Below are 14,311 nucleotides of genomic sequence, written 5' to 3' on the forward strand. Positions count from 1 at the left end.
TAATTTTTAGAAACAACCATTTGAAACAAAACCAACTACAATAGAATTAGAGTCTACTTCAAATCTTCTTTCACAAAGTATTCCATATTTTTTTGTATTATAAACAAGCTCTAAGTTACCCTTATCATTTTTAAAATCTTCATCTGGCTTACCTAATTCCATTTGTAAATTACTTGAAGTTTTTCCAATGTATTCGCTTAACTTAGCATTTTCTTTTTCAACAATTGCATCTGTTTTATCTTTGATTGTTTGACAGCCAGCAACAAGAGTTAAAAAAAATAAGCTTGTTAAAATAAATTTTAATTTTTTCATAGGTGAATGATAACACCCAAAATATGGCATAAATATAAACTTATAAGTTGAAATATGTTGATAAACTTATATTTTTAAGAGTATTTTCCTAATTAATCTAATATTAGTTCATCTAAATCTTAGGAGGATCAATGTTAGAAAAATATTTCGACTATAAAAAACACAATACTGATTTTAAAACAGAAGTAATAGCTGGTGTCACTACATTTTTGACAATGGCTTACATTATGTTTTTAAATCCATTTATACTATCAGGTGAATTTGCTGGACCAGAAAAAGGGTTCTTTGAATTTGGAGCGGTATACACAGCAACAATCGTCGCAACAGCACTTGCTTGTTTCATAATGGCATTTTATGGAAAAACATGGCCAATAGGTTTGGCGCCAGGAATGGGAATTAATGCGTTCGTTGCATTCGGTGTTTGTGCTGGAATGGGTTACACACCTCAAGAAGCTTTAGGAGCTGTACTAGTTGCTGGAATTTTATTCTTAATCATTTCATTAACACCTATTAGAGCATGGTTAATTAATTCAATTCCAAAAAGTTTAAAATTAGGAATTGGTGCGGGTATAGGACTATTCTTAGCAATAATTGGACTTCAAATCATGGAAGTTGTTGTTGATAATCCAGTAACATTAGTTCAACTAGGTGACTTAAGCGATCCACTTGTTCTATTGGGTTGTGCTGCATTTATTTTAATGGTTGTCCTTGAAAAAATGAAAGTTAAAGGGAATATTATTATTGGTATTTTGTTATTCAGTATTATTGCATGGGCTACTGGACTTGCTAAATTTAATGGAATTGCAAGCTCACCACCGCCAATGACTTATCTATTTGATTTTGATTTATCAGCAGCATTAACTGCTGGTATGACAACTGTAGTATTTACTTTATTGTTTGTTGATTTCTTTGATACAGCAGGAACATTAACTTCTGTAGCAAACGTTGCTGGCAAGGTTGGTAAAGATGGTAAAGTTAAAGATATCGAAAAAGCAATGATGGCTGACAGTGTTGGAACTGTAGCTGGCGCAATGATGGGAACAACAACTGTAACAAGTTATGTTGAATCTGGCGCTGGTGTAAAAGCGGGTGGAAAAACAGGAATGACCTCTTTAGTAATTGGTCTCCTATTTTTAGCTTGTATATTCTTTGCTCCTTTAGCAACAAGTTTACCTAAGCAAATTGATGGTGCAGCTTTAGTATTTGTTTCTGTTCTTTTTGTTAGAAACATAACTGATATTGAATGGGATGATATTGGTGAAGCAGCTCCTGCTATTCTTGCTATGATTGCTATGCCGTTAACATATAGTATTAGTAATGGTATTGCTTTAGCATTTGTATCATATGCATTAATTAGATTATTTACTGGTAAGTTTTCTTCAACTTCACCAGCAATATGGGTTATTGCAATATTAAGTGTTATTAGTTTTGCAGTTGCTTAAAATATAATTTTTAGGGCTGGAATTATTCCAGCCCTATTTATTTCTCTTAATTATTTCTTCCATAGACAACTCTTCATAATGTTCAGTAGGTTGAACAATCCATGGGTCTGAATCTAGTTTTACTGGGCAAAAATCTGGCTCAAATGTAGATGATTTTTTTTTCCATAAACATGCAGTTTTAACCTCGTTTATATAATCTTTAGTTGGCTCATAATTTTTTAACCACTCAATACTTTTATTTAAAGTTAATCCAGTATCAGACAAATCATCTACTAATAAAACTTTATCAAAATCTTTATTCTCAGCTAAAGAGCTAATTTCTCGAGCAAACATTAATTGACCTTGCTTATCTTGCATTCCTTTTCCTGAATAACTTTGGATAACTATGTAGGCTATCGGTAATTTTAGAATTCTAGAAAGAATATCTAATATTGGAGCTGCTCCCCTCATAATTCCCACTAATACTGTTGGCTTATAATTGTTGTGAATTTCTATTGCTAGTTTTTCTACAATTTTTGTATACTGATCAAAAGTGATAATTAATTTATCTGCCATAAAATTCATTATCATATAAAAAATTATTTAAAAAGGAGAAATAATGAAAGCCTACTGGATCGCTTTATACAAAAGAATAGATAGCCAAGAAAATTTAAAAAAATATGGTTCAAAAGTTACCGAAATAATAAGAAGTTATGGAGGAAAACCTCTGGTGAGAGGTGGAAAATTTGAAACTTTAGAAGGTGAAAATTACCCAAGAACTGTAATCTGGGAATTTCCAAGTCATGAACGGGCTATGAAATGCCATGATTCCAAAGAATATCAAGATGGTTGGGCTTTAGCTAAAGATACTACTGATAGAAACCTACAAATTGTAGAAGGTTTTAGTACTGAATAGGTTCTGGATCTATACTTCTCCAAAGATACCAAGTTGCAACTGAGCAGTATGGACTAAATCTTTTATTTAATAATTTTACATAAGATTCAGGTGGTAGGTATTTTTTTTTGTAATTTTTTGAAATTCCTCTTAAAAGACCAATATCTTGTATAGGCCAAATATTTGATCGATTATAAGTAAATAATAAAATCATTTCAGCTGACCATCTTCCAATTTGTCTTAATTGAGATAGATAAATAATAGCTTCTTCATCTGACATTTTAGGAATTAACCTAGGGTTAAATGATTTATCCAATATTTGTTTTGCTAAACTTTTTATTCCTTTAACTTTTTGTTTAGTTAATCCACAACTTTTTATCTGAGTAGTGGATAGTGCAGAAACAATTTTAGCATTTATGTTATTCTTACATTTTTTTTGAAATTTTGAAAATATAGAATTAGCAGCGGCAACACTAATTTGTTGTCCAATGATACTTTTACATAATGAAAAAAATATATCCTTTCTAGAAGTAAGCACAGCCTCTGAAGGGGATTTATATTTACTAATTAATAAAGACATCACTTTATCTTTATTAGATAAATATTTTTTTGCAGTATTCCAATATTTTGGTTTTTTATTCATGTCTGTTAGTGGATGGTATTTTTTGTTTATGATAAATTTCTCTTCTAAAAATTATTAGAGATGCAAGAACTACAAGTGATGCACCAATTAGTGTTTTTATAGTTGGTATCTCATTCCAAATAAAATAACCAAAAAATATAGCAAATACCAAAGCTAAATATTTTAACGGTGCTACTAAAGATACTTCAGAAAGTTTATATGATTGAGTCAAAAATAAATTTGCAGAACCTCCTGTTACGCCAATTAAAGCTAAAAGGATAAAATCTTGAAAATTTGGTATTTTCCAACCCATTGGAATTGTGGCTAGGCCAGCAATTGAAATAGTAATTGTAAAAAAAATTGAGATAAGCCAAATAGGTTCTGTTGTAGATAGTTTTCTAATTGTAATGGTTACAAAAGCCATTCCAATACAAAATATTAGTGGAAGAAAATAAAGGTAATTCATGCCCTTAAAGCCAGGCTCAGCAATTATAATAACACCTACAAACCCAATTATGACTGCCAACCACCTAAAAACACCTACCTTCTCACTTAATAAAAAAATTGATAACACGGTAATAAATAGTGGTGCTGCATATGATAGGCTAACAACGACTGCTAAAGGAAGTTCTCTTAACGCAACAATTATTGCTATTAAAGCCATTAAACCCATGAGACATCTGAATAAGTGTTCTTTTGATCTTTTAGTTGTGTAAAAAGTTTTTAATTTATTTTTTGGTATCAAAAAATAAGTAGGCAGCAGCCCAAAAAAGCCTCTAAAAAATAAAACTTCTCCAGTTGGGTAGTCACTTGACCATTTTACAAGCAAATCCATAACAGAAAAGGTACATACAGATAGAAACATGTACAAAAAACCTAATTGATTTTTAGTCAGCATAAGAATAATTTGTAAATCAAATTAAAGGATAATCAATGGAAATAGCAGTATTAGGATTAGGATGCTTTTGGGGACCAGAAATTAAGTTTAGTAAACTTGAGGGAGTTGTTAAAACTGAAGTTGGTTATTGTGGGGGTAACAGCAAAGAAGTCAACTACAAAGAAGTATGTACTGGTAATACAAATCATGCAGAAGTTATTAAATTAGATTTTGATCCTAAAATCATATCTTATGAAAAAATTTTAGAATTTTTCTTTGAAATTCATGACCCTACAACCTTAAATTCACAAGGACCAGATTTTGGCACACAATATAGAAGTGAAATATTTTGCTTAAGCGATGAACAAAAAGAAATTGCTGAGAATGCTATAAAAAAAGTAAATTTAAAATTATCTGGAAATGTTGTAACAAAATCTTCTTTATTAAAAAATTACTGCCCCGCAGAAGAATACCATCAGAGATATTTAGAAAAAAGATAATATGCCTTTAGTTAATACAAGTTGGTTAGAAGAAAATTTAGATAAAATAAAAATTGTTGATTGTTCATGGCACATGCCTCAAATCCTACGCAATAGTTTTAATGAATACAAAAATAAACATATTAAAAATACAATTTTTTTTGATTTAGATAAAAATTCTAAAAAAGATACTGACCTACCTCATATGTTGCCAGATGTTAAGTCATGGGAAGATATTGTTTCTAACATGGGAATTAAAAATGATGATCAAATAGTTATCTATGACAATTCAGATGTAATTAGTTCATGTAGATGTTGGTATAATTTTATCTACTTTGGTCACAATCCGGAATTAGTCCATGTATTAGATGGTGGATTAAAAAAATGGATTGAAGAAGATAGAGCAACCACTAGTGACATAATTAAGATTATTCCCTCGAACTATACTGTGCATGAAAAAAAAGAATTGGTAAAAAATATGAACCAAATTAACAAAAATGTTTTAGAAAATAAATTTAATGTTATTGATGCAAGAAGTTTAGAAAGATTTAAAGGTAACGTTACTGAACCGAGAAAAGGACTTAGAAGTGGCTCTATCAAAAACTCTTTTTGCCTACCCTTCTCTGAACTCATAAATCAAGATCATACATTTATTAGCAGAGAGAAAATTCATGAAAAATTTAAATCAATGGGATGTGAAGTGGGTAAAAACATAGTATTTACATGTGGGTCTGGAGTAACTGCCTCAGTTTTGGCTCTTGCTTATTCCTTAATAGATAATAAATATATGCCTACTATTTACGACGGATCATGGAGTGAATATGGAAAAAATTAAAATATGAAAAGATCTACAAAAATTGGAACTATAATCCTTGCCTTCTTTTTAATTATTACAATAGTAATTGTTGGAAGAACAATGATAGGAAATCATTTTAAAAAAAAATTTAGCAAAAGACCTCCTCCAGGAATAATAGTAACTGAAGTTGTTGTAAAAAATTTCTCTCAAAAAGTATCAACTTATGGAACGGCAACCCCATTTAGAACTAAATCATATAAAATTGAGAAATATGAAATAGTTAGCCCAATAGAATTCAATAAAAGATTAAAAAAAGGTGATTTAATAACAGAATTAAAAACTAGAAATTTAATAGCATCTTTTGATGGAGTGGTGACTAAAAGAGATTTCTCAAATGATATTAAAGTTTCTGAAAGCTCTCTCTTAATAAACCTTGAAGATACTTCAATAATTTATGTAGATGTTGATATCCCAGAGATTTACTCACGTTTCATTGAAGAAAACTTGAACGTTGATGTTAAATTTTCTGGTAATAATGATAAAATTTATTCTGGAATTATAGATTCTACATCGGGAAGAATTGATATTGAAAAAAGATCTTTAGCTACAAGAATAAAGTTAAAAAATGATAATTTTGATATTTTACCAGGATCTCTTTTAGAGGTTACGATTAAATACAATGAAAAGAATTCACTGGGTATACCTGACACTAGCTTGATGATGGAAGGTGATAAAACCTACGTTTATAAAGTTTCAGAAAAAAATATTACAAATAAAACTGAAGTAGTAATTGGAATAAGAGATAGTGGATTTATTGAAATAGTTTCAGGATTATCACAAGGAAATAATATTGTTGCCGAAGGTTTAAAAAAAGTAAGACCAAGACTTGAAATTAAACCAATTAAAAAAGGTGCAAAAAAAGTAAAATCCAATTGGAAAAAAAAAGTTGAACCTAAAAAAAATGAAACTAAAAAGAGCAAATTTGATTGGTTAAAAAAATTAAATATATTTAATAAGTCAGAAAAAAAAGACACTAAAAAATAAATAATCAAATGTATATAACAGATGTAAGTATAAGAAGACCTGTAGTTGCTTGGGTGATGTCTCTTATATTAATTGTTTTTGGAATATTTGTTTTTTCAAAATTGCCAGTAAGAGAATTGCCTGATGGTTTACAGCCTCCAGTAGTTCAAATTAAAGTGGACTATAAATCTGCATCCGCACCTATAATTGATCAAGAAGTAACACAAATTATAGAAGATGTTATAGGTGGTGCTGAAGGAATTAAGAATATTGATTCAAAGTCTGAAAATGGAAGTAGCACTATAAACGTAGAGTTTAATACTGATATTGATTTAGATAATGCAGCAAATGATATTAGAGAAAGAGTAGCTAGAATTGTTGGTCGATTACCAAGTGAAGCAGATACTCCACGAATATTAAAACAATCAGCTGGTTTTACAACTACTATGTGGCTTTCAGTAACTTCTGCAACTTGGGATGATTTAGAGCTTGGGGATTATGTTGAAAGATATTTGGTTGATAAATTTTCTAGTGTTAAAAATGTTGGAACTATTAGAACTGGTGGTTTAAGAGAATTAAGTGTTAGAGTTTGGATAAATCCAATTAAACTTGCAGCAAATAATTTAACCATTCAAGAGGTTGAACAAGCTTTAAGGAAAGAAAATGTGAGCCTTCCTGCAGGTACTTTGGAAGCCAATAATATCGACTTAACTTTAAATTTAGATAAATCATATGATAATTTAGAAAAATTAAAATTAATACCTATAAAAAAAATTCAAAATAACATTGTAAGACTTTCTGATATTGCCAACATTGAATTTGGACCAGTTTCAGAAAAAAATCTATTCAAGGCGCAAAGGAAAGGTGCTTTAGATTTGACTACAGTTGGGATTGGTATTTATGCAAAAAGTGGAGCTTCGACAGTAGAGCTATCAAAAGAGATTAAAAAAAAAATTATTGAAGTTAAAAAAACGTTACCAGGGGATCTAAATATAGAAGTAGCTTTCAATAGAGCAACCTATGTAGGTACTGCTATCGAAGAGGTTTATAAAACATTAATAATTGCCTTTATACTTGTAGTAATAATTATTTATTTATTTTTAGGAAATTTAAAAGCAGTAATTGTACCAGCCGTTGCTTTGCCTGTAAGTTTAATAGCATCCTTCTTAGGTATCTATTTGTTTGGACTATCAATAAATATTTTTGTTCTATTAAGCTTTATTCTAGCAATTGGAATTATTACTGATGATTCAGTGATAATGACAGATGCAATTTATAGAAGAATTGAAAATGGAGAGAGTCCTTTAGTTGCAGCTTATAAAGGCTCAAAACAAATTAGTTTTGCTATTATTGCAACTACATTAATTTTAGTAGCTGTCTTTCTTCCTTTAATTTTTATAGGTGGTATTGCAGGAACATTATTCAGGGAGACTGCTATAGCACTGTCATTTTCAGTTGTGGTATCCTCTTTTGTGGCTCTTACTTTGTCACCAATGCTTGGTAGTAAATTTTTAAGAAAAGAACCAAAACAAAATTTTATAGTAAGAAATTTTGATAGATTTTTTCAAGCATTCTCAAAATTCTATCAAGAAACTTTAGTTTTTTGGTTAAATAAAAAGAAAACTATAATTTCATTCATGATTTTAATTATTATTGGATCTGGAGTATTATTTACAATAACAAAAAAAGAATTAATGCCAATGGAAGACCGAGGTGTTTACCTTGTGCTTGGTTTTACTGATGAAGGAAGTTCTTTTGAATATACTGAAAAAAGAGCTGAAGATGTTGAAAAGAGATTAATTCCTCTGCTTCAAGCAGAGAATAGCCCTTATAAAAGATTTATTATGCGAGTTCCAGGATTTGGTGGTAATAGAAATTCCTTTAATAGTTTTATAATCATTGCGCTTTTAGATGATTGGAAGAATAGAAAACAAAGTTCTATAACTGTGATGAGACAAGCTATAGGTAAGATAGTATCAGTGCCTGAGACTGTTGCATTTCCAATATCACCTCAATCAATTAGGGTATCAAGTTATAATAAGCCAGTTCAAATGGTTATATTAGGAAGTACTTATGAAGAATTAGAAGAAATACAGTCTAAGGTCATTAGTAAATTAAGAAAAAATAGAAATCTATCAAGACTAGAATCGGATTACTCAAGAGATAAACCTGAAATAAAATTACAAATAAATAAAAATAAGGCTAAAGACCTTGGTGTATCCACTGAATCAATCGGTAAAACACTAGAAACTCTTTATGGTGGAAAAACAGTTACTAAATTTAATAAACTTGGTAAAGAATATCCAATTATTCTTCAACAATATTTAACTGATCGAAGATCTCAAGAAGGACTTTCAAAAATATTTGTTAGGTCAGAAACTACTGGAAAATTAATTTCTTTAGCAAATTTAGTTGAATTCAATGAAAACGGTTCTGCAAAAAAATTAGCTAGATATAATAGACAAAGGGCTGTCACTATATCTGCAAATATATCACCAGATTACACTCTAACTGAAGCAATAGAATATTTAGAAAAAACTATGGAAGAGGTAAGTCCCAGTAATCAAATTACTTGGAAAGGTAAATCAGAGGAGATAAAAGAAACCAGCAACGAGTTATTTATTATTTTTGGATTAGCTTTCCTAACTGCATATTTAGTAATGGCTGCAACTTTTAACTCATTTATTCATCCATTTATTATTATGTTAACTGTCCCCCTTGCATTATTTGGAGGGCTTGTTTTTATCCTATTCTTGAACAGTTCAATTAATATCTTCTCACAAATAGCACTGGTCATATTGATAGGAATTTCTACCAAAAATAGTATTTTGATAGTTGATTATACTAACCAACTAAGAACTGCTGGAAAGAATATTGAAGCTTCGGTTAAAGAAGCATGTCAGTTAAGATTTAGACCTATAATGATGACCTCTATAAGTACCATGATTGCAATGATTCCATTGGTTATAGGCAACATTGGACCAGGTGCAGGGGAAGCTTCAAGACTAGCTGTTGGCGCTACTATTCTAGGTGGAATGATTATATCAACATTCTTTACATTATATGTAACTCCAACCATGTATTTGATATTAGCAAAGAATACAAAAAGAATAGATGCTGTTGATATTGAACTAAAGAAACAACTTCGTTAAAAAATAATATATTTATTTTTATTTAATCTTTTTTGGCAGTCTTGTAATTGTGCCTTGTATTTATTAGATTGTTTTTCTACTTTTTTAGCTAAGACTATAACTTTCTGATTATTCTTATAATTCTTATAACCGCCCCACCCCTCATGATATGCAAGGTATTGTCTAAAAGCATCTTTCTTAGAAATTTTTAAAAGAGATTTAGTTTTGTCTGTGTACCAACCAATAAAGTCCACACTATCTTTAAACCTTGTTCTTGTTGCTAATTTATTTCCAGTTTCTTTTTTGTATTGTTCCCAAGTTCCCTTAACTGCTTGTGAGTATCCAAATGAACTAGACGGTCTCTTAAATGGTATAACCTTAAATAATTTTTGTCTTGGTGGTTTAGCTAACCAATCAAAGTCAGACTCCATTTTAATTATAGCTAATTGAATATAAATCGGGGTTCCCCATTTTTGCTCAGTTTTTTTTGCATGTTTATACCAAAGGTATCTTTCATCAAAAATTGAACAACTATTTGAAGTATTTTGAGGAATTGAAGAGCAAGCAGTAACAAAAAAAAGTAATGTAACTAAAAAGATACTTGTTAATTTTTTCATAATAATTTTATTTATTTTATTCTTTTTATCAGTTATCAAAATATATCAAATGCCTCATTTAATTTTAATTAGACATGGTCAAAGTGAATGGAACCTTGAAAAAAAGTTTACTGGTTGGGTTGATATAGACCTTACTGGTCAGGGGAAACTTGAAGCATGTAAATCTGGAGAATACATTAAAGAACTAAGACTAGATATAGATTATTTTTATTCATCTTTTCAATTAAGGGCAATTAATACTCTTAAGTTTATTCAAGACACGTTAAGAGATAGTAAAAAACCAATAAAGGCATGGCAATTAAATGAAAGACATTATGGGGCTTTAACTGGTCTAAATAAAGATGAAATGAAAGAAAAACTTGGTGAAGATAAAATACATGACTTTAGAAGATCTTGGGATATAAAACCGGATCCTCTAAGTAGAAATAATCCATACCATCCTATAAATATTGATACATATAAAACTGTTCCTAGAGAAAAAATTCCTGATACAGAGTCACTTAAGGATACCTATGAAAGAGTAATAGAATATTATAATTCTGATATTCAAAATAAATTATCAGATAATAAAAATATAGTAATTTCAGCTCATGGAAATTCAATTAGAGCTTTATGTAAGTTTTTATTTAAATTAGATAATAAAAAAATATCCTTACTCGAAATACCAACAGGAAATCCACTTTTAATTAATCTAGATTCAAGGCTAGAAATTACAGAATGTAAATATTTAGATAAAAATAGAGCTAAAGATTTAATTGTTTTTTAATAACTCTTTATAAATCTCAAGATTAGTTAAATGATAAAAACTTTCTAAACTTTCATACCCATATAATTTATTTTTACTAATTAACCGATTCCAGATTTCTGATATAGAAAAATCACTAACTGAATGTGAACTAAATAAATCTTTATTGATTATTTGGCAGCCTGTATAAATTAAAGTATTTTGAGAGTCTTTTTTAATTACATTTTCTAAAAGATTAAAGTCACCTTTTAATTTTTTATCAAAACTAAGATTTTTATTAACAAGTAAAAGTATATTTTTAATTTGATTAGAAAAATAAAATTTTTCCATACTTTGTATGCTCTCAACATAACTTTTATTCCATATAGTATCAGAGTTTAATGTTAGAAAATCTGACTCATCTGAAGAATTCATCATATTCAAAATTCCTCCCCCTGTATTTAGGATTGTGTCTCCATCACTAATGATTTTTATATCTAAATTAAATTTTTTCAGATTAATAAAATCTTCAATTTTCTCTTTTAGATAAAATGTATTTATTAATATCTTTTTAATTCCTAAAAATTTTATTAGGTTGATACAATTTTCAAGTAGTGTGGTTTCATTAACCTTCAAAAGTGGCTTTGGTTCAGTAAATGTTAAAGGGTTCAATCTCTTTCCATATCCAGCACACAAAATTAATGCAGTATTAATTTTCATTTTAAATTCCTTATTTTCCTAGGAAAATTAAGGTCTAGTAAACTTTTAAGTTTATGAAATATCTCATTATTCTTGATTCTCAGTTCTATTAGTTTCCAAGAATATGGTATTAGCTTTAAATACTTTGTCTTATTATCTCTTACTGCTAACCTGGTAAAAATTCCTATTATTTTCATATTTCTAAGCACTGACAATATTTCAAAATCATTTAATAAAGTAACTTTATTAATCTTTTTATTATTCAGCTTTGCATAGTAGTTAAAAATCCTATCTTTTAATTTTTTATTTGATTTAAACCTAACATCGTCAATTAAAGATGCTAAATCATATGCACTATTACCTATCAAAGCATCCTGCGTATCGATGGTTGCTAATTTTTTTTTGTATTTCATTAAATTTGATACGTGAAAATCTCGATGAACGAAAGTATCATTTTTTAAGTTAAGATTAGATATTAAAAATTTTATTTGTTTATTTATTTTAATGTTTAAAGTTTGTAATTTTTTTTTAGATACATACTTTTTTATATACCAGTCAGAAAATAATTTAGCTTCTTTAAATAATTTATTGTCATCATAAACTGGAATCTTATAATTTTTTCCTTTAAAATTTTTAATTTTGTTTTGTTTAATTTTTTGAATTTTAGATAACAAATCAATGGATTTTTTATATAAATTAACTTTATTACTTCTATTTTTTTTTAACAGTTTAAATATTGTATCATCTCCAAAGTCTTCAATTTCTATAGAGTTTTGTTTATAATTTTCTTTATATAGTTTTGGAGCTAAAATTTTATTTTTAATCAATAAACTATTTATAGCATCATATATTAATAAGTTTTTTTTTTTTCTTTTGAAGCATAAACTATAATTGAATTTTTTTTATTATTTTTTTTTCTGTAAAAAGATCTGAATGATGCATCGCCCTTAATTTTTTTTAATGTTGATTTAACTGATCTCATTTAATGATTTGTTACTTATACCCTTAATAGTTAAAAATCTTTTGTTCATATCTTCTCCATATTCAAAGAATAAATCAATTTTATTTTCAATTTTATTATCTATTTTTTCAGGCCATTCAATTAATGTTAGGATTTCTTTTTGATTTTCCAATAATCCAATATTTTTTGTCTCATGACTATTTGTTAGTCTATATAAATCATAATGTTGGATTATAAAAACTCCCACATCATATTCGTTTATCAAATTAAATGTAGGACTTGTAACCTCTGTTTGGTTTAGATGATTGTTGGCTTGAAGACAGTTTACTAAATGTCTTATAAAAGTTGTCTTTCCAACTCCAATTTCACCATGAAAATAAACTACATCTCCTTTATGGAGTATTTTTGAAAATTTTTTTGCTAATTCAGCTGTCTTAACTTCTAAAGAGATATCTATTATTTCGCTATTAGTAGCGATATGCATCTGGCTTGAATGGACCTTCTGTTTCAACACTTATATAGTCAGCTTGGTCTTTTGATAGTTTTGTAAGTTTTGCTCCTACTTTTTTTAAGTGAAGCATTGCTACTTTTTCATCTAATGATTTTGGTAACACATAAACTTTATTTTCATAATTTTTATGATTATCCCAAAGCTCAATTTGTGCCATTACTTGGTTTGTAAATGATGCACTCATTACAAAACTTGGATGTCCAGTTGCACAACCTAAATTTACCAATCTACCTTTAGCTAAAAGAATAATTCTCTTTCCATCAACTAATTCTATTTCGTCTACTTCTGGTTTTACTTCTGTCCATTTATAATTTTTTAAGGCTTCTACTTGAATCTCGTTATCAAAGTGACCAATATTACAAAGTATCGCTCTATCTTTCATATTTCTCATATGATCTGCAGTAACAATATCTATATTGCCTGTAGCTGTAACAATAATATCTGCTTTGCTTATTGCTTCATCCATTAAAACTACCTCATAGCCTTCCATTGCTGCTTGGAGTGCACAAATTGGATCCGCTTCTGTAACCATAACTCTTGCTCCACTTTGTCTTAAAGATGCAGCACTACCCTTTCCAACATCACCAAAGCCTGCAACAATTGCAACTTTACCAGACATCATAACATCTGTGGCTCTTCTAATCCCATCTACTAAACTTTCTCTACAACCATACAGGTTATCAAATTTTGATTTTGTAACTGAATCATTAACATTAATTGCTGGAATCATTAATGACCCATCTTTTTCCATTTTGTTTAATGCTTTAATTCCAGTTGTTGTTTCTTCTGAAACACCTTTTACTTCCTTTAACAAATCTTTGTAATCGCTATGCATCATTGCAGTTAAATCACCGCCATCATCTAATAGCATATTTGCTTTCCAGTCTTTTTTACCTTCTATTGTTTGTCTTATGCACCATACAGCTTCCTCTTCAGTTTCACCTTTCCAAGCAAAAACTGGTATTCCTGCTTTAGCTATTGCTGCAGCAGCATGATCCTGCGTTGAAAAAATATTACAAGAAGACCATCTAACTTCTGCTCCAAGCTCTACTAAAGTTTCAATTAAGACTGCTGTTTGAATTGTCATATGAAGACATCCTAATATTCTTGCTCCTTTTAAAGGTGCTTTTCCTGAGTATTCTTCTCTTAATGCCATTAGACCAGGCATTTCACTTTCGGCTATTGAAATTTCTTTTCTTCCAAAGTCTGCTAGTGATATGTCTTTAACTTTAAAATCATCCAT

At 29.0% G+C, this 14,311-nt stretch carries 17 protein-coding genes; 7 read left to right on the plus strand and 10 right to left on the minus strand.

Annotation, left to right across the window (positions count from 1 at the left end; translation table 11 throughout):
* Nucleotides 1–6: 6 nt before the first annotated feature.
* Nucleotides 7–312: a hypothetical protein gene (locus ABXT53_RS06220; protein WP_415290306.1), complete on the minus strand. Its 306-nt coding sequence runs from the start codon at nucleotides 310–312 to the stop codon at nucleotides 7–9.
* A gap of 131 nt (nucleotides 313–443) precedes the next feature.
* On the opposite strand from ABXT53_RS06220, the gene ABXT53_RS06225 reads away from it, so the two are divergent.
* Complete coding sequence (locus ABXT53_RS06225; protein WP_415290307.1) at nucleotides 444–1,754, plus strand: NCS2 family permease; 1,311 nt, start codon at nucleotides 444–446, stop codon at nucleotides 1,752–1,754.
* 33 nt (nucleotides 1,755–1,787) lie between these two features.
* On the opposite strand, the gene ABXT53_RS06230 is transcribed toward ABXT53_RS06225, so the two are convergent.
* Nucleotides 1,788–2,324 carry a phosphoribosyltransferase gene (locus ABXT53_RS06230; RefSeq protein WP_415290308.1) on the minus strand — a complete coding sequence of 179 codons (537 nt, stop codon included), beginning with the start codon at nucleotides 2,322–2,324 and terminating at the stop codon, nucleotides 1,788–1,790.
* Nucleotides 2,325–2,352: 28 nt separating this feature from the next.
* On the opposite strand from ABXT53_RS06230, the gene ABXT53_RS06235 reads away from it, so the two are divergent.
* On the plus strand, nucleotides 2,353–2,649 hold the full coding sequence (locus tag ABXT53_RS06235) for a DUF1330 domain-containing protein (protein WP_415290309.1): 297 nt from the start codon (nucleotides 2,353–2,355) through the stop codon (nucleotides 2,647–2,649).
* Here the strand turns inward: ABXT53_RS06235 and ABXT53_RS06240 are convergent.
* Both ABXT53_RS06240 and ABXT53_RS06245 read right to left on the minus strand, forming a co-directional pair.
* Entirely contained in the window at nucleotides 2,636–3,271 is a 636-nt protein-coding gene (locus tag ABXT53_RS06240) for a DNA-3-methyladenine glycosylase family protein (RefSeq protein ID WP_415290310.1), read from the minus strand. The genes ABXT53_RS06235 and ABXT53_RS06240 overlap by 14 nt on opposite strands.
* Nucleotides 3,264–4,148 (minus strand): DMT family transporter, encoded by an 885-nt coding sequence (locus tag ABXT53_RS06245; RefSeq protein WP_415290312.1) that lies wholly within the window; start codon nucleotides 4,146–4,148, stop codon nucleotides 3,264–3,266. Before ABXT53_RS06245 ends, ABXT53_RS06240 begins: the two co-directional genes overlap by 8 nt.
* A gap of 35 nt (nucleotides 4,149–4,183) precedes the next feature.
* Between ABXT53_RS06245 and msrA the strand changes: the two genes are divergently transcribed.
* The 4 genes from msrA to ABXT53_RS06265 are packed head-to-tail and all read left to right on the plus strand — an operon-like array spanning nucleotide 4,184 to nucleotide 9,577.
* On the plus strand, nucleotides 4,184–4,627 hold the full coding sequence (msrA, locus tag ABXT53_RS06250) for a peptide-methionine (S)-S-oxide reductase MsrA (protein ID WP_415290314.1): 444 nt from the start codon (nucleotides 4,184–4,186) through the stop codon (nucleotides 4,625–4,627).
* Nucleotide 4,628: 1 nt separating this feature from the next.
* Nucleotides 4,629–5,441, plus strand: coding sequence for a sulfurtransferase (locus tag ABXT53_RS06255; RefSeq protein ID WP_415290315.1), 813 nt, complete (start codon nucleotides 4,629–4,631; stop codon nucleotides 5,439–5,441).
* 3 nt (nucleotides 5,442–5,444) lie between these two features.
* Nucleotides 5,445–6,446, plus strand: coding sequence for an efflux RND transporter periplasmic adaptor subunit (locus ABXT53_RS06260; RefSeq protein ID WP_415290317.1), 1,002 nt, complete (start codon nucleotides 5,445–5,447; stop codon nucleotides 6,444–6,446).
* A gap of 8 nt (nucleotides 6,447–6,454) precedes the next feature.
* Nucleotides 6,455–9,577, plus strand: a complete 3,123-nt coding sequence (locus tag ABXT53_RS06265) for an efflux RND transporter permease subunit (protein ID WP_415290318.1) — start codon at nucleotides 6,455–6,457, stop codon at nucleotides 9,575–9,577.
* Here the strand turns inward: ABXT53_RS06265 and ABXT53_RS06270 are convergent.
* Nucleotides 9,574–10,173 carry a lytic transglycosylase gene (locus tag ABXT53_RS06270; RefSeq protein ID WP_415290320.1) on the minus strand — a complete coding sequence of 200 codons (600 nt, stop codon included), beginning with the start codon at nucleotides 10,171–10,173 and terminating at the stop codon, nucleotides 9,574–9,576. The genes ABXT53_RS06265 and ABXT53_RS06270 overlap by 4 nt on opposite strands.
* A 49-nt stretch (nucleotides 10,174–10,222) precedes the next feature.
* On the opposite strand from ABXT53_RS06270, the gene ABXT53_RS06275 reads away from it, so the two are divergent.
* Entirely contained in the window at nucleotides 10,223–10,939 is a 717-nt protein-coding gene (locus ABXT53_RS06275; protein ID WP_415290322.1) for a 2,3-bisphosphoglycerate-dependent phosphoglycerate mutase, read from the plus strand.
* Here the strand turns inward: ABXT53_RS06275 and ABXT53_RS06280 are convergent.
* From ABXT53_RS06280 to ahcY, 5 genes are read right to left on the minus strand one after another with little or no spacing between them, the layout of a single operon-like run.
* Entirely contained in the window at nucleotides 10,925–11,617 is a 693-nt protein-coding gene (locus ABXT53_RS06280) for a sugar phosphate nucleotidyltransferase (protein ID WP_415290324.1), read from the minus strand. The two genes, ABXT53_RS06275 and ABXT53_RS06280, sit on opposite strands and share 15 nt — an antisense overlap.
* Complete coding sequence (locus ABXT53_RS06285; protein ID WP_415290326.1) at nucleotides 11,614–12,423, minus strand: phosphotransferase; 810 nt, start codon at nucleotides 12,421–12,423, stop codon at nucleotides 11,614–11,616. Before ABXT53_RS06285 ends, ABXT53_RS06280 begins: the two co-directional genes overlap by 4 nt.
* A gap of 23 nt (nucleotides 12,424–12,446) precedes the next feature.
* The gene (locus ABXT53_RS06290) at nucleotides 12,447–12,578 is read right to left on the minus strand and encodes a hypothetical protein (protein WP_415290328.1); all 132 of its coding nucleotides are present in this window, start codon (nucleotides 12,576–12,578) and stop codon (nucleotides 12,447–12,449) included.
* Nucleotides 12,565–13,041 carry a tRNA (adenosine(37)-N6)-threonylcarbamoyltransferase complex ATPase subunit type 1 TsaE gene (gene tsaE, locus ABXT53_RS06295; protein WP_415290330.1) on the minus strand — a complete coding sequence of 159 codons (477 nt, stop codon included), beginning with the start codon at nucleotides 13,039–13,041 and terminating at the stop codon, nucleotides 12,565–12,567. The genes ABXT53_RS06290 and tsaE overlap by 14 nt, the downstream gene beginning before the upstream one ends.
* Nucleotides 13,025–14,311: an adenosylhomocysteinase gene (gene ahcY / locus ABXT53_RS06300; RefSeq protein ID WP_415290332.1), complete on the minus strand. Its 1,287-nt coding sequence runs from the start codon at nucleotides 14,309–14,311 to the stop codon at nucleotides 13,025–13,027. Before ahcY ends, tsaE begins: the two co-directional genes overlap by 17 nt.

Source organism: Candidatus Pelagibacter sp. Uisw_136 (assembly GCF_047720275.1).
Lineage (GTDB): Bacteria > Pseudomonadota > Alphaproteobacteria > Pelagibacterales > Pelagibacteraceae > Pelagibacter.

Coding starts and splice junctions, on each gene's coding strand:
- ABXT53_RS06220 (WP_415290306.1), bottom strand. CDS start 312: ATGAAAAAATTAAAATTTATTTTAACAAGCTTATTTTTTTTAACTCTT.
- ABXT53_RS06225 (WP_415290307.1), top strand. CDS start 444: ATGTTAGAAAAATATTTCGACTATAAAAAACACAATACTGATTTTAAA.
- ABXT53_RS06230 (WP_415290308.1), bottom strand. CDS start 2,324: ATGATAATGAATTTTATGGCAGATAAATTAATTATCACTTTTGATCAG.
- ABXT53_RS06235 (WP_415290309.1), top strand. CDS start 2,353: ATGAAAGCCTACTGGATCGCTTTATACAAAAGAATAGATAGCCAAGAA.
- ABXT53_RS06240 (WP_415290310.1), bottom strand. CDS start 3,271: ATGAATAAAAAACCAAAATATTGGAATACTGCAAAAAAATATTTATCT.
- ABXT53_RS06245 (WP_415290312.1), bottom strand. CDS start 4,148: ATGCTGACTAAAAATCAATTAGGTTTTTTGTACATGTTTCTATCTGTA.
- msrA (WP_415290314.1), top strand. CDS start 4,184: ATGGAAATAGCAGTATTAGGATTAGGATGCTTTTGGGGACCAGAAATT.
- ABXT53_RS06255 (WP_415290315.1), top strand. CDS start 4,629: ATGCCTTTAGTTAATACAAGTTGGTTAGAAGAAAATTTAGATAAAATA.
- ABXT53_RS06260 (WP_415290317.1), top strand. CDS start 5,445: ATGAAAAGATCTACAAAAATTGGAACTATAATCCTTGCCTTCTTTTTA.
- ABXT53_RS06265 (WP_415290318.1), top strand. CDS start 6,455: ATGTATATAACAGATGTAAGTATAAGAAGACCTGTAGTTGCTTGGGTG.
- ABXT53_RS06270 (WP_415290320.1), bottom strand. CDS start 10,173: ATGAAAAAATTAACAAGTATCTTTTTAGTTACATTACTTTTTTTTGTT.
- ABXT53_RS06275 (WP_415290322.1), top strand. CDS start 10,223: ATGCCTCATTTAATTTTAATTAGACATGGTCAAAGTGAATGGAACCTT.
- ABXT53_RS06280 (WP_415290324.1), bottom strand. CDS start 11,617: ATGAAAATTAATACTGCATTAATTTTGTGTGCTGGATATGGAAAGAGA.
- ABXT53_RS06290 (WP_415290328.1), bottom strand. CDS start 12,578: ATGAGATCAGTTAAATCAACATTAAAAAAAATTAAGGGCGATGCATCA.
- tsaE (WP_415290330.1), bottom strand. CDS start 13,041: ATGCATATCGCTACTAATAGCGAAATAATAGATATCTCTTTAGAAGTT.
- ahcY (WP_415290332.1), bottom strand. CDS start 14,311: ATGGATGATTTTAAAGTTAAAGACATATCACTAGCAGACTTTGGAAGA.